We start from the raw sequence: 14,770 nt of genomic DNA on the forward strand, positions 1-14,770 counted from the left end.
CTAAGGTGTAGAATGAAAAAGAAAATACTATTTTCAATTGTAATACTTTTCAGTGCCATTTCTATTTGTGCCGCTGGAGAATTATCTGTAGAAACTGTAAATCAGGAAGTTGATTCACGTGTACAGATTGCAATGTCGAATGCAGATTATATGGTAACTGCTGGTGATATTTATACACTTGGATTTATTGCAGGCTCCAGTACTATGGAATATCATATTATGGTTGATTCAACTTATAAGGTAAGGGTAGCAAACCTTGCGGTTATTGATGCTGCTGGAAAATCTTATATGACATTGAAGAGACAGGTTGAAGATATTGTTTCAAAGAACTATCCGATGAGTGGCGTTCAGTTCTCACTTGTAAGCCCTGCTTCTTTTAATGTAATTATAAAAGGTGAAGTAACTTCTACTTCTGAACGTTCTGCATGGGCACTTTCCCGTCTTTCTTCTGTAGTGAATCCGGTTAAAACAGGCTATGCTTCAATCAGAGATATTACAGTTACTTCTACTAATGGTGTTACAAAGCATTATGATTTGTTTAAGGCCAGCCGTGAAGGTGATTTGTCTCAGGATCCGTATCTGCGTCCGGGTGATGTAATTACCTTGAAGAAATTTCATAAACAGGTAGGCATTTCTGGTGCTGTGCGCCGTCCTGGAACTTATGAGCTTCTTGAAGATGAAAATCTTAAAGATCTTATTGATGTTTATGCTGATGGCTTTAGTGAACGTGCTGATGTAAAAAGAATTACTGTAACACGAATTATTGACGGTTCAGAAAAACCGGGTTCTGTTATCTATCTGGATTATCCAAAACAGGTTTCTAATTTTGTGCTTAATTCATTTGATAGTGTTTTTATTGATTCTCTTGTTGCAAGCCGTCCTGTTATGTATATGGAAGGTGCTATCTTAAAGCAGAATAGTGATATTGAAGAAAATGCAACTGAAGTTGAAAGTGCAACCCGTATTACTGTTCCTTTTGATTATGATGAGAATTATGTTTTCTTCCTTAGAGCAAAAAGAAGTTATTTTGAATCTGCAATTGCTGATATTCAGAATGCATTTATTGTTCGTGGTGAAGAGCTGATTCCAATTGATATTTCAAGAGTTCTTTATGATTCTAATTTTACTAGTGAATTAGTTGTTCAGCCTGGTGATTTATTGCGTGTACCTATGAAGCAGTTCTTCGTATCTGTTTCTGGTGCTGTTCAGAAGCCTGGCCGCTATCCTTATATTCCAAATAAAACTTATGATTACTATATTGGTCTTGCCGGTGGTTTTAATAAAACTATGAATGCCGGAAAGTCTGTAGATATTATTGATTCTGATGGAAGAAAGCTCAATAAAAAGAGCGAAATTACTCCTGAAACAACAATTACTGCAGATACCAACTCATTCCTGTTTTATTTTAATCAGTATGCTCCTGTAATTACTACAATTGTTTCTGTAATTGCAACTTCTCTTTCTATCATGGCTGCAACTGGTGTTCTGAAATAAAAAAAACGGATGCTGTTTATTCAGGCATCCGTTCTAATTACACGATTTTTTACTGAGCTGGAAGCTAAGCAGTCTGACAATTGTAGAGATAGAAAAGTGTTAATTGAAAAATCTCTTCAGGAGTAGCACAGTTAGAAATCAACTTCTTGATGTATTTCTTCATGTTCTGTGGATAGTCTGTGTTGTCTACAGCCAGATAATAAGCTTCCTTCTTTGCACTTAAAGTTGGCATGATTTTACTCTCCTTCAATAACTAATATATTATCGGAAAAAATTCGAAAAGACAATAGTTAAAGTTAATTAACTTTATTTTTGTGAAATTTTCATAGGAATTTGTGCGTAAAAGGGCTTTTTATCGGGTATGAATCCAGGTAAGTTCGTGTTTATTGTAGTTTAAATGTACAATACGGCTTCCAGGGATATCTGCAAACTGCTGAATCAGCGGCCAGTTAATTTCACCCTGCATTTTGATTGTACAGATCATATTCAAGTCTGGTTTATATTCCAGCCACTTATTGATCCATTCAAAAAGGCGTTCCGGATAGCAGATTACATCAGAAAACACCCAGTCTACTTGCCCGAGTTCTTCCGGTTTAAGTGTAAAAGCATCGTGTGCCTGGAATGTTACCAGCGGATTATTCATAAGTGAATCTGCGAGTGGGGCGCGGTCTACAGCATAAACTTCAGCTCCAAGTCCTACGAGTACCCAAGTCCAGCCTCCAGGACATGCTCCTGCTTCAAAACAGCGCTGTCCTTCATGTGGAAGATCTGTGCCGTTCAGAAGGTTTGCCATTGTAAGAGATTCCTGAATTTTCAGATATGCACGGCTCGGCGGATTTTCGTGGTCTTCAATAAAATGAAGGGTACCTGCCGGAAGTGTGCTGCTGGTGGCCGCACTTGCTATCATTGTGTGCTCATCAATTAGTGTATAAAGTCCCATTGGTGAGTCTGGAATTTTTACCGGGAAGTTTCTGTCTTTTAAGTTGATGTATGGAAGTTTTTCCTGAATCAGCTGAGCACGGCGAAAGCAGATGTACTGATACGGTGCCCAGTTTCTCTGAATTTTTTTTAGCTCTCCTGCGGCTTCTCCAATTGAATCAAACTTCAAAAAGAAAGGTTCGAGCATAACGGTACGAGCCCAGTAGGGAAGGGCTGTTGTACCATCATTTAACTCTGGCAAATCGAGTTTTTCATAGTAGAGAAGGTCGCCGTAGCGTGCATCCGGCTTTTGTGTAATTCCAAATCGGCCTGCAAGTTCAGAAATTAAGAGTTCTGACATCTCGGGAAAGGCCAGGAATGCAAGATTTCTTTCCATAATTAAACTATATCTGGTAAATCGTCTTTAGTGATTTTTTCAAGATGCTTTATAAAGCTTTCGAGCTTATGTGCGTCTGGAGAATAGTGAATCTTAAAGCCTATAAAAGTACTTCCACCGAGTTCATTTACCCACTGCGGGCTGCAGATAAGATTCAAAGGAGAACTGTTTGAGCCGTGCAGAGGTGATATCTTTACATCATATTCATTTTCCAGGTCAACAACGACAGGAAATGAATAATGCACCTTGCAGCCGTTCAAGCTGATATCGTCAAGTATTCCAGGGAGTGCACAAATTTCGGGTGCGGTGATGCGGCCGATTTCTTCATACCTTGTATGCAGTCGGTTTTCTTGTTCCATTCGGTAAGTATAGAGGATTTTTCGTATGTCGGCAAGCGTAGGCAGAAAATCCGGGCGACATGGATTTTCTACTTAACGACCATTACCTTACGGGTCTCGTCTATGCCGCTTCCAATGACACGTACAAAGTACATTCCACGGGCAACCGGCTTTCCATTTCTGTTTTTTCCGTCCCAGGTAAAGTAATGTTCTCCGGCCTTTGTATTTCCGCGGTTCAGATAGGTTATGATGTTTCCGTCCAGGGTCATCACAATTACGTTAAGACGACCTTCGTCCGGTAAACTGATTTTTACAACAGTCTTTTCTCCCTTGCCGGCATCAATAACATTGTTGAGGATTGTTACGCCGCCGCGCTGGGCAGTTTCACTCTTAAGCCTGAATGACCACAAATCAAGAGTTCCGATATCTGTTATATCATGCATTCGCAAACTATACAGAGGTACTTTTGAACTCAATGCATAGTTATATCGTCTCTGTTCATTATCATAATATGGGCTGTTGAAAATAGAAACAGGTGAGCCATCGGATTCTGTAATTCCGAAAATAAAACTGATCTGATCTCCGTTCTTCCATCTGTTTATCATTTCAACTGGAATATCGAAAATCAGTCCTTCTGCTGGTTCTTCTTCATTCAGAAGTGAGCTGTCTACATAAGTAAAGTTGCTGTTATTTTTTGCTGAAAGCGCACGGAAAATTCCATCTGTCAAATCAGGAAGCCATACTCTTAGTGATGTTTTAAAGTCTTTATTAAACTGAGTTGAGACTGATCCGGAATCTGGAGAATCAGAAAGATATAGTCGTACATTTTCAGGAATTTGTGAGTTGTCTTCTGTACCATCTTCTTCACTTGCAATTATTGTCACTGCATGTGTGGTTGGAAGAGTTCCGTAATTTTTCTGATCTGCATCCCAATCATGAACTGCCCAGCTTCCTTGTTCATAAAGTCCGTTCATAACAGGTTCGTCATTTTCATTTATATCAGATGAATAAGCATAAAGTGGATTTACAAGACCGATTGCAAAATCTGACAGTGCATGTGCAGAATACATCTGCATGTAATTTCCTAATTCATCCTGAATGAATGTGACCTTTGCGTTGTTATTGTTTGTGTAGATATCTGGTGAAGTCTCAGGAAAATCCGGATGGTTCTTAAGCTGAATATGCAGATTTTTGATATCTTCAAAGCAGATTTCTTTTGTGAGTGTCATAGAAATACATGTAAAGTGACTATCAGAATACTGCTCAACAATTTTTGCAGGTATAGAGGTATCAATTTCAATATCTGTACTTGGGGAATAACTTCCATCTGAATTGATTGTAATAATCTGGAAACATGATGGCAGTATATTCATGAAATTTCCTGTAATATCGTAGTTACTTCCATCAGGATATCTGAAAGAAATTTTAGAAGAATCTGTAAGAATCTTTTTTACGAATACGATATAGATCTGCTTTTGATTTACAGGACTCAAAATTATATCGAATGAAGGTGGTGTACGGTCAATTGTTTTTGATATGGTTTTATTACGTAGTCTGTTTCCAGCCAGGTCTGTCAAAAAGGCATTTGAATAATTGTATGAGAAAGCAAAACTGGTTTCTACAGGAAGATCTGTATCGGTAATTCCAATTCCAAGATAAAGTCCGTCCGGATCATTTGCAGAATGCTGTGGTTCTGAAGCACCTGTGAAAAGCTGCGAAATTACTGTTGTATGAATATTTGAAAGTCCTGTGGCAAAAGCGGTTGAAGGATTTATCTCATCTATATCAGTGGAATATTTAAAACCAGCGGCAGCATTTAGCTTTGTTGAAAGTCTTATACCGCCTGAAGTTCTTCTTGCCTGTACAGGATCAAATTGACGGGCACCACCAATGATATCTGCAGCGTATGTATAAGTATTGTCATAAAGATTTTCTTTACCACCTGCAGTTGACGGAGTACACCATCCGCTTTCTGTAAACCATTCAGCTGTATCAGAAGACGAATAAGCTGGTGTATTATCAAAGAAATGGAAGTCAATTCGGTCAAGTGTAGAACCGGAACCATTTGTATTTCCAATCGCTTCTGAGGTATCTGCATTTTTTGTTTCTGTCCAGGTTGTTTCTGAGTTAAGACGTAATGGTGCAAATACCGGTTCTGAAATATCCCAGGCGCTGTATACGTCAGGCGAAACTGGTAACAGATGTGAAGGATTTTCATCTATCGAGTTAGATATAATAAGCGGCTCTACTTTATTTGCTTCATATTCAATCTGAAGATTGCCCTGAAGGTCTGTTACAAGATTGTTAGTAGTATCAATAGGGAAAACTTGTGCTCCTGTAAAAGGTTTTGCTTCATCAATATATCCCTTCCAGTTTTTATATTCATTTCCGCTATAGTCAGAAACTGTTCCATCTGTCCAGCCCGCTATAGAAAGGCGGAGAGAATATTCGTCTGTGCGGTAGAGAGCATTTATATATTTGTTTGCAGATCCCTGCGAGCCTGTATTAAGCAAAAGCTGATTTGTTGAAGGGGCGGTGAGGCGGGCAATTCCTGCAAAGGTAAGTGTGTTTGTGGCAGTGGTAAAGCCTGCGTTTCCTGAGATAGCACCAAAGGTATCAGTTACCTGGTTATTTTCTGAATCAGTTGGAATAGAGTTTGAATTAAATTCAACAGGTTCAGAATAACGGAACTCGAGGAAGTTGTGTGAATCATAAGAGTGCTGGCATGATTCTCCGATTGCGCTGTTATAGGCTGTGTGAAGTTCCTGGCCGGTACGAACACTCCAGAGTACAGGACCTGTTTTATCGAGGACGTAGGTTTCACTGCCAGCTGTTTCATTTGTTCCGTAGGACTTGCCTGGGGTAGGTGTGCGTGTACTGTAGTTGTTCAGTCGCTTTCCCCATTTATTTGTTATGATGTAGTTTACACCAGTAAGTGAACGAGGGATATCAAGATATGGAACAGAAGTTTTGTAATTTCCGTTACGGTCTGAGCTGAGGGCTGACGAGCCTGCAGAAGTTCCTGTTGCATCAGTGTTCCATGAATCTGGTGCTTTGAGGAAGAAAGAATAACGACCATTAGTTAGTTCAATATCTATGTTTTCAATTAAGTCTGCATTCTGACAATCTGGTTTTGTATAGATTCCTGCAAAGGCAGTTCGTGTATTTGTTGTTCCCTGATAGGTGAGGTAAGGGAGTGAGTTTGTAATTTCATTATAAAGATTTCTGACTGGAGAATTAAACTCAACAAAAATGGCGTCATCGCGTTCTGTCCATGCATTGAGGATTTCAAAATCTTCAAAGTTCCAGTTTGTGTTATTTGAATTATCTGTACATTCATAGGCAGCGATTTTTGCTGGAGCAATGTCGTCTGTAGCTGTGTTAGAAGGAAGTTCCCAGCAGCGGACATTGCAGTTGTTTACAGCGGCCTTTACTGCTTCTGCAAAGCCTTTGTGTGAATCAGAGATTTTAGGGAGTTGGATTTCAAAGTATCCGGATACAGGTCCTGTAAGTATAATTCCATTTGAGTAGAAGTTTTTGCCTGCCTTTATAACTGCGTTTTCGAGAGCTGTGACATCACCGTTATATGGGGCGGCTATGAAAGCAGTCGTATAATTTACTGGCGAAGGTCTTGTCTGATTATAAAGATAGATTCCATCGATTCCTGTTTGAGGATCAAGAGTTGTATAATCAGGGCCAAGAAGAATGATATCTCCTGTGGATTCCAGAGTTCCGTTGAGTTTCAGTTTTCCAGAATATAGAACAAAGTTCTTGGCTATTACTTTTGAGGTTGGAGTAGAGTTCATCTGAATTGTGTTCACTGTATTAGTGTTTACAATCAGATTATTTGCAGTTGTAATACTATGTCCTGCACCGGCAGAGAAAAATCTGTCTGCATCATCAGTAAGGTTTATATCTCCAGCGAATTCGGCATTTCCAGTTCCAGTAAAACTTGATTTGAAGGTAGTAAGGACTGGACTTTCGTTTATAAAAGATGTGCCGTAGGTTGCACTGCCATCAAAAGTTACCAGGCCTGTGCCGTTATTTGTAAAGCTGGTATTAAAATATGAATCATCTGTAAAAGTAACCGCATTTTCACCGGCATTAATTGTTATATTTTGGCAGTACAATTCTGGTGCAAAAGTAATTGCTGATGCACTGCTGATAATTACATTATTCGGAATATTTGCACTTTCACCGATTGTAACTTCATGAGAGAAAATATTTTCTTCTTCAAATGTAATATTCTGATCTGTAGTTTTACAGGCTACATCATAGAAAATGTTTTTACCGCTTACGGTTGTAAGAGGTGCACTGGCTGGTACGGTTGCATTATCAAAAGTGATAGTTCCTGCTGTAGCTGTAAATCCATTTTCTTCAGAGGTATTGTCCCAGCTTGTTCCACTTACGATGAATGAAGAAGCTGTAGTTACTTTTGCTGGTGATGAAATGAGTATGTTGTAGAAGTTTGTTGATCCGTCGTCTTTTGTAGTGAGTGTTTGAGTTGTGCCTGCAAATTTTATAGTTCCATTATTATGTGCAAAATCACCGGAAATAGTCAGGTTTCCTGCAAAGGTTGTAATTCCTGTCCATGCTGTAAGTTTTGAACCATCATAGGTTTGAATATCAGTATTTATGATACAAGCCTGTTTGAATTCAAAATTACTTACTGAAGTATCAATAATCAATATTTTTCCAGAATTATTTATTTCAGAGACATACACATAAAGTACAGATGTATTTGAAGTTTTTAGAATTGTATCCTGGTTGATAATAAGTTTTGCCAGTTTGATATCGGATGAAGAAATTGCTGTGCTGATTAAGGTTGGTGTAAGCAATGTAAGAACTGTGTCAGTTTCCGAACCGGTAATATTACCTGAGAAATCAAATTCGGATGTTTTTATTGTTACAGAGGATGCATCTATTTTTGTATTTGCATTTACTGTAAGAGTTACTGTAGATGCTTCGTCTGAATTTGAAACATTGTCTTTGAAAATTACAGTACTACCTGATGAAAGAATGACAGAGTGCTTGAGCGTTACTATGTCGTTAAAGACTTGAGTGTCTGATGTTGTTATATCACTACAATTGATTATTGCAGGTCCTTTTATTTCAATTGAAGTCAAAGGAGTTGTGTTACCAATACTTGCATTGAAAGTAGAGGATGTTGTGCCTTCAAGAACTAAAGATGCATTACCGTTAATAGTTGCACCTGTGCCGAAAGTAATTGTTGAAGAAGTTATTGCATGAGAGGAAAGTGTAGTTCCTAATGTAACAGCTCCATTATACTCTTGTGATATCGAACTTTTTATTGATGCACAGTTTATTAAAACTGGAGTATTTGGAGTTGTTGTGAGAGCTTTTAACAAAGGTGTTACAGAACCAATGTTTCCATTAAAAGTAATCAGACCAGTTGATTTGAGAGTTAATGTATCAGAATCTGCTGTAGAAGCATTTATTGTTCCATTGTAAGTTTGAGTACCTGAGGTTTCAATTGTTACATCCCCGGAAATTTTAAGTATATTGCAGTTTAAGGATGCTGCATTTATTTCAGCACTTGATATTGTTGTCAGTTTGTCTGCTGCACCAAGAGATACTGTCCCGGCAGAAGTGATAGTACCTGTAATTGAAGTAGTTCCGGTAGTGTGAGAAAAATCTCCATTGAAGTTCATTTCAGTTGTAGAACCATCAATAGATACATTACCTGTAGTGTTCAAACTAACATCATTTGAAATGATTCCGCCTTTAGAGAATGTGATGGCTCCGCTGTTTCCAGTATCAGAATCTGTGAATGTTGAAATGTATACAGGCTCATCAAAAGTAGTGGTTGTTGCAGCTCCAATAGAAAGCTGATCAAGTGATGTCGTTGTAGTACCAACAACTCCAGAGAATTGTATTGTATTACCTGATACTGTAAGTTTTGTTCCGGTTACAGTATTTGCAAAAAGAAGATTTCCAGTAGTAGAGTTTATTGATACTCCAGAACCCGCTGTTGAGATTGTAACTGAATCGTTATATGTCTGGTTTCCAGCGGTTTTTATTGATTCACAATCAATTTGAACCGCACTACCTGTAGTTGTCGTAAGAGATTTTAGTAGAGGTGTTACAGAACCAATGTTTCCATTGAAAGTAATCAGACCAGTTGATTTGAGAGTTAATGTATCAGAATCTGCTGTAGAAGCATTTATTGTTCCATTGTAAGTTTGAGTACCTGAGGTTTTAATTGTAACATCCCCGGAAATTTTAAGTATATTGCAGTTTAAGGATGCTGCATTTATTTCAGCACTTGATATTGTTGTCAGTTTGTCTGCTGCACCAAGAGATACTGTTCCGGCAGAAGTGATAGTACCTGTAATTGAAGTAGTTCCGGTAGTGTGAGAAAAATCTCCATTGAAGCTCATTTCAGTTGTAGAACCATCAATATATACGTTACCTGTAGTGTTCAAACTAACATCATTTGAAATGATTCCGCCTTTAGAGAATGTGATGGCTCCGCTGTTTCCAGTATCAGAATCTGTGAATGTTGAAATGTATACAGGCTCATCAAAAGTAGTGGTTGTTGCAGTGCCGATAGAAAGTTGACCAAGTGGAGTTGTTGTAGTGCCAACAACTCCAGAGAATTTTATTGTATTACCTGATACTGTAAGTTTTGTTCCGGTTACAGTATCAGAAAAAAGAAGATTTCCAGTAGTAGAATTTATTGATACTCCAGAACCCGCTGTTGAGATTGTAACTGAATCGTTATATGTCTGGTTTCCAGATGTATTTACAGTCGTACAGTCTGTTTGAATTGTTGTTTCTCCGCTAACAGAAATGGAACCAGTTAGAAGCGAAATATTTTTATTTATTGTAAGATTTCTGGAAATATTTAAATCTGCAGTGGCATTTACGATATTAGATATCTGGAGATTTTTATAATCTTTTTTACTTGTTGAGTTATCTCCATCCCATATGAAGTTTACTGTAGGAGAGGTTCCAGAATAGATAACGGTTGAATCATCTCCACTATTTTCCATTGTCGTATAATTAATTGACTGACTATTAACACCTGTGATAATTACAGTTCCTTTGTTTGTAATCGTTCCTGGTGTTATAGTTACTCCATCGGATAGACCTAATGTCAGGGTGTTATCTGCAATATCAAATATCGCATTTTCTTCAACTGTTATTACTGCAGTAGAATTATTACCGGCAAGTATAAGTTCAAAATCAAGTATTGGATAATTATCAGCTGGTTGGATAATAATTTTTGAACCGATGCCAGGAATTGATGCAGGATACCAGTTTGATGCAGTTCTCCAGTCTGAAGAAGTTGTGCCTGTCCATTTATATTCCATATCCGGGAAGTTCCAGTAAACATTGCTTCCGCCATCGATACTATCGAATGCGACAAATTTGGTTCCTGGCGCAGGTGTACCTGGAGTACTGTTTGTAGAATTGTCTACAATTAAAAACTTTAATTCAGGTTCATTCGTACAACTGATATTCCAGTGTCCTGTGGATGTCAGAGTTAATTTATGATCTTTGTTGGTTCCAGTAAGAGACAGGGTTGTAATTGTTTGAGTTGTATTGTCATAAAAAGAAAGGGTTTTGTCTCCCAGATTATTTGCAGTTAAAGTATCGATTGTGTTGCTGGTAGCAAAAGTTACATTTCCATTTATGGTGAGCTTATTAAATGCTGTAGTTCCATCATTTTTTGTAGTGAGAAGTTGTGATGCAGGTGCGGTTGCTCCACTTAGTATTACAGTTCCCCCCGATGCATTAAATGTTGTATCAGATAAATCTACATCGGCCTGGAAGATGGTAATACCGTTTGTAGTATTTGTTGCTTTCGCTGCAATAAGAGTGGCACCTGTGCCGGAATATTTCTTCTTGAAAGTAAGTGTTTTGCCAGTTGTCTGGTCACCGGTAAGAGAGCCGCTTGTATTTGTAAAAGTACCATTAAAGGTTGCCGCTCCATTACAGATTACATTTCGTTTATTTATGATGTTAGGATTTATTTCAATACCATCTTTCAAGTTGATTTGAGTTGCATTTTCATCAAATGTAAGTGTTGAAGTTCCAGATATCTTTGAAATATTTAGCGACAGAGTAGAGGCGTTTTCTGTCCCTATAGTTGTTGCCTGACTTAATGTGAGTTGATTTAATGTGATTGCTGACGTTCCGTCTGCAGCAATTGTACTCTTGAGCTTTGCAGTTGTAATAGTAAGATTCTTATCAGATCCCGAAATATCTCCCGCGAAATCAATTTCTTTTGCCGAAATCTGTTTGCCTGTTGTTCCAATTGTAAGAGGTGCATTTATTGTAAGTATATCAAGTCTTCTTGTGGTTCCGACATTATCGTTTATGGTGACTGCCGAAGCTGTGAGTGTTAAATCTTGTGCTTCTGCTGTGGTGCCGTTAATTGTTCCGTATGTCTGTGCTCCTGTTGTGTTTATGGCAGCATCTGCACCTGCTACAAGATTTTTTGCAGAGAAGCTGGCTGCAGATATATTTCTTTTTACAGTTGTTTTGCCCGTTGTTTCCAGAGAAACTGCATTTGTAATATTTGCACCATTGTTGAAAGTTATATTGCCGGCTGTTGTGTCATCAGATAGATATGTGATTGCAGGTGTACCATCGAAGGTTGTGGAAGTTGCTTTTGTGATTGTACAGTTTGTGATTGTATAACCATTGTTGTTTACAGTAAGTGAACAACCTGTGTCGTTGATGGTTATATTCTGATAAGTTTTGTCAGTAGTCGGGTTAAATTCAATTTCACTAGACCCCTGGAAAATGAGTGCGCTTGTACCGCTTGTGTCTCCTGCTGTAATGCTTTCTGCGGCTGTAACTGAATTCTGAACTTTTATATCCTGCTTTAATATAACAGGACTATGGAAATTGAGTTTGTATTCAAAAACATTGAATGTATCAGAATCAGAAAAAACAAGTTTTCCTGTAGATTCATTTTCTAAATGAAGAGTTCCTGTTGATTCAAAAGAAAAACTTGAATCAATACCTGAAGGAATGTTTACATCTGCATTTGCTGTTGCAGGAATGAAAATCATGTTTATATTTGCAGACGAAGTAAGATTTTTGTTTGTACCGCTACCATAGAATGCAAAAGTCTTTGCTTTTAGATTTGTTTCTGCACTTACAGAACATGAACCGCCATCAGCAATTGTTATACTTTCTGCTGTTATTGAAGTGGCGGTGCTTATTTTACATGTTCCTCCGTCCGCAATAGAGAAACTATTCTGTACTGTACAATCTCCATCAATCTGCCAGTTTGTTCTGGAAATTATTAAGTTATTGTAATCGGTTGTGCCAAAATCATTTACACTTCCGCCTGTGCCTGCATATTCAACAGTTCCGTGTGATACATCATTTATTGCATCTGTGCCATCTGTAATACGGCCGTTGCCTGTGAAAACTATAGTTCCTGCGTTGGAAAGTGTAGTAGAAGCTGTTGCTTCATTTTCTTTACCAGAAAGCGAGAGGTCTGCAGTGCCTAATGTAATTTTTGAAGTTGTGTCTGAAAGAGTAAGTGTACCGCCGCTATAAGTGTCGCTGCCTAATACCGGGTAATTATCGCAGCCTGCTGGAATTATGATTTTACAATCTTCTTCCGGAATAAGCCCTGTATCCCAGTTTGAATCTTTGTTCCAGATAGAATCTGTATCTCCAGTCCAGGTGAAAGTAAAAGTTTTTAAGGCTTTAATTGCCCATCCATTTTGAATAACTTTAAGCCAGTTTGTAGTAGTGTCTCCGGCAGAAGGTTCACAGTGTGCAATTGCTGTTGAATAATTTAAGAGAATTATATTTTCATCAATTGAGAGATACTCTGCAGTGAGCGACGAGGTCGTAAAAGAATGTGCCGAACCACTTCCGTCGAGAGTGAGGAGGGATCCTGCTGAGCCTGAAAGTGAAATAGAATTAGCAGTTATCGCAGCATTCTCAAGAGTAATGGATTTGCCAGACATATTTGTTGCTGTAGTCGCGGTAAAATTAGTAAGAAAATAATTTCCTTTTATTGTCGCTTCTGTATTTGTGAGTTTTATTTCTTTTTGACTTGAGATAACAGTGGTACTTGTTGCAGTTAATGTTGTTTCTGCTGATTTAAGATTTATTGTTCCGTCTGTACCCGAAAACGACAGTGCTGTAATTGTTGCAGGAGTTGCATTAGTGTTAATAATTCCATTATTAACAACGTTATAAGGAATGTTGAATGTCTTTGTGTTGATTGTTCCATTATTTGTAAATGGGATTGTTGATGCTGTGGTATTTCGATATGTAGTAGTTGTCGGTTGTATATTTGGAGATGTGAGTACGCCATCAGTTCCAATTGTAACTTCAGTGGAACCTGCATTTGCAGAGATTGATATAGCCGTATCAAAAGATGTATTTGCTATAAAGGTTCCATTTATAATTGTTTTTGCAATTACATCTGCATTACCCGCGTTATGTGCATATTTCTCTGTTTCCAGTGTTGCGCCTTCATTTATCTGCAGTATAACACCGGAATGAGTTTCAATTGAGTCGCTTATTTCAAATTTTGTATTTGATGAGTCTTTTCCAATTTCGAAGGTTCCTGTTTTTCCTGCCGTTTTACTTGCTCTTGTAAGATTTACATTAGTTGCTTTCAGGGTTCCTGTTCCGCTGAGAATAACTTTAAAATCATCTGTTGCAAAATATGAAGATGTGTCGCTGTCAATCTCCATGTTGAAGTTTGTGGCTCTACAGTTATTTCCATCAATAATTATTTCTAGCTTTCCAAGAAAATAAAAATTACCTAAATTACAATTTTCTGGAGTTTTGAAGGTATATAGGTTATCAGAATTGTTATAGAAATATACTGTTCCGCTGTTTGTAAAATCGGCAGATGCGACTGAAGATAAATCTACGGAACAAAGAAAATATGTTTTGCTGTTTGTGTCATTACTAAGACTGTTTGTAATTGTTAATGACTTGGGGGTATCTGTAGTTGAAAAAGATACAGTTGCGCCTGTAATTTCTATATCGGCTACAGTAATATCGTCATCAATAGTTATGGCTGCATCTGATGAGATGATTGCTTTGTCAGCAGCTTGTGGATATGCAGTGTCAGGACTCCAGTTACCGGGTGTAGTCCAGTTATAGTCTGTTCCACTGCTGCCTGTCCATGTATATTCCACTGCCTGCGCACTTACACCCACACAAATCATCATAAAAATGGTGAGCACAACAAGAAGTTTTTGTGAGAAATGGGCTTTTATTTTTTGCAGACAGTTATACATATCTTCTATATTATTATCGGCTATTTATTGTAACATGGATAGAGGATTTTTCTACTAATAATTTGAGTGTAGAGGAGGCTACAGTTTCCCATAGGATTGCAGAAAACAGTGAGTTTATGGGATATATTTTGTGGTGAGGATGTAAAAATACAAAAACTTTCCCATAAGAGTCCAAAATGGGGAAATCCTATGGGAAAAAAATTGGAAAATCTGTGACAATGGAGATAATAAGTTTTGATTTTTCCCATAGGAATGTAAGAAAGAAAACGTTATATGGGAAATCCAGAGGGAAGATGAGTGCTTGTCTTCTGATTTTTCCCATAAATCTAAAGAAAAATCGAATCTTATGGGAAAAACACATCAATTTT

General features: G+C 37.9%; 5 protein-coding genes. 1 reads left to right on the forward strand and 4 read right to left on the reverse strand.

What is annotated here, in order from left to right:
* The first annotated feature begins 12 nt into the window (after positions 1-12).
* Positions 13-1,494 carry an SLBB domain-containing protein gene (locus AABJ44_RS03755; protein WP_338370544.1) on the forward strand — a complete coding sequence of 494 codons (1,482 nt, stop codon included), beginning with the start codon at positions 13-15 and terminating at the stop codon, positions 1,492-1,494.
* 64 nt (positions 1,495-1,558) lie between these two features.
* Here the strand turns inward: AABJ44_RS03755 and AABJ44_RS03760 are convergent, their stop codons facing one another.
* The 4 genes from AABJ44_RS03760 to AABJ44_RS03775 form a co-directional block, all read right to left on the reverse strand.
* Positions 1,559-1,726 (reverse strand): hypothetical protein, encoded by a 168-nt coding sequence (locus AABJ44_RS03760; RefSeq protein ID WP_177177736.1) that lies wholly within the window; start codon positions 1,724-1,726, stop codon positions 1,559-1,561.
* 120 nt (positions 1,727-1,846) lie between these two features.
* Positions 1,847-2,809: an SAM-dependent methyltransferase gene (locus tag AABJ44_RS03765; protein ID WP_338370545.1), complete on the reverse strand. Its 963-nt coding sequence runs from the start codon at positions 2,807-2,809 to the stop codon at positions 1,847-1,849.
* Positions 2,810-2,811: 2 nt separating this feature from the next.
* Positions 2,812-3,168 carry a hypothetical protein gene (locus AABJ44_RS03770; protein WP_074643299.1) on the reverse strand — a complete coding sequence of 119 codons (357 nt, stop codon included), beginning with the start codon at positions 3,166-3,168 and terminating at the stop codon, positions 2,812-2,814.
* Between the two features lie 68 nt (positions 3,169-3,236).
* The gene (locus AABJ44_RS03775; protein WP_338370547.1) at positions 3,237-14,402 is read right to left on the reverse strand and encodes a FlgD immunoglobulin-like domain containing protein; all 11,166 of its coding nucleotides are present in this window, start codon (positions 14,400-14,402) and stop codon (positions 3,237-3,239) included.
* Between the last annotated feature and the right edge of the window lie 368 nt (positions 14,403-14,770).

This window comes from Treponema bryantii, from assembly GCF_036492245.1.
Classification (GTDB): domain Bacteria; phylum Spirochaetota; class Spirochaetia; order Treponematales; family Treponemataceae; genus Treponema_D; species Treponema_D bryantii_C.

Excerpts from the sequence above, each read along its gene's own strand:
- AABJ44_RS03755 (WP_338370544.1), top strand. The coding sequence starts at position 13 with ATGAAAAAGAAAATACTATTTTCAATTGTAATACTTTTCAGTGCCATT.
- AABJ44_RS03760 (WP_177177736.1), bottom strand. The coding sequence starts at position 1,726 with ATGCCAACTTTAAGTGCAAAGAAGGAAGCTTATTATCTGGCTGTAGAC.
- AABJ44_RS03765 (WP_338370545.1), bottom strand. The coding sequence starts at position 2,809 with ATGGAAAGAAATCTTGCATTCCTGGCCTTTCCCGAGATGTCAGAACTC.
- AABJ44_RS03770 (WP_074643299.1), bottom strand. The coding sequence starts at position 3,168 with ATGGAACAAGAAAACCGACTGCATACAAGGTATGAAGAAATCGGCCGC.
- AABJ44_RS03775 (WP_338370547.1), bottom strand. The coding sequence starts at position 14,402 with ATGTATAACTGTCTGCAAAAAATAAAAGCCCATTTCTCACAAAAACTT.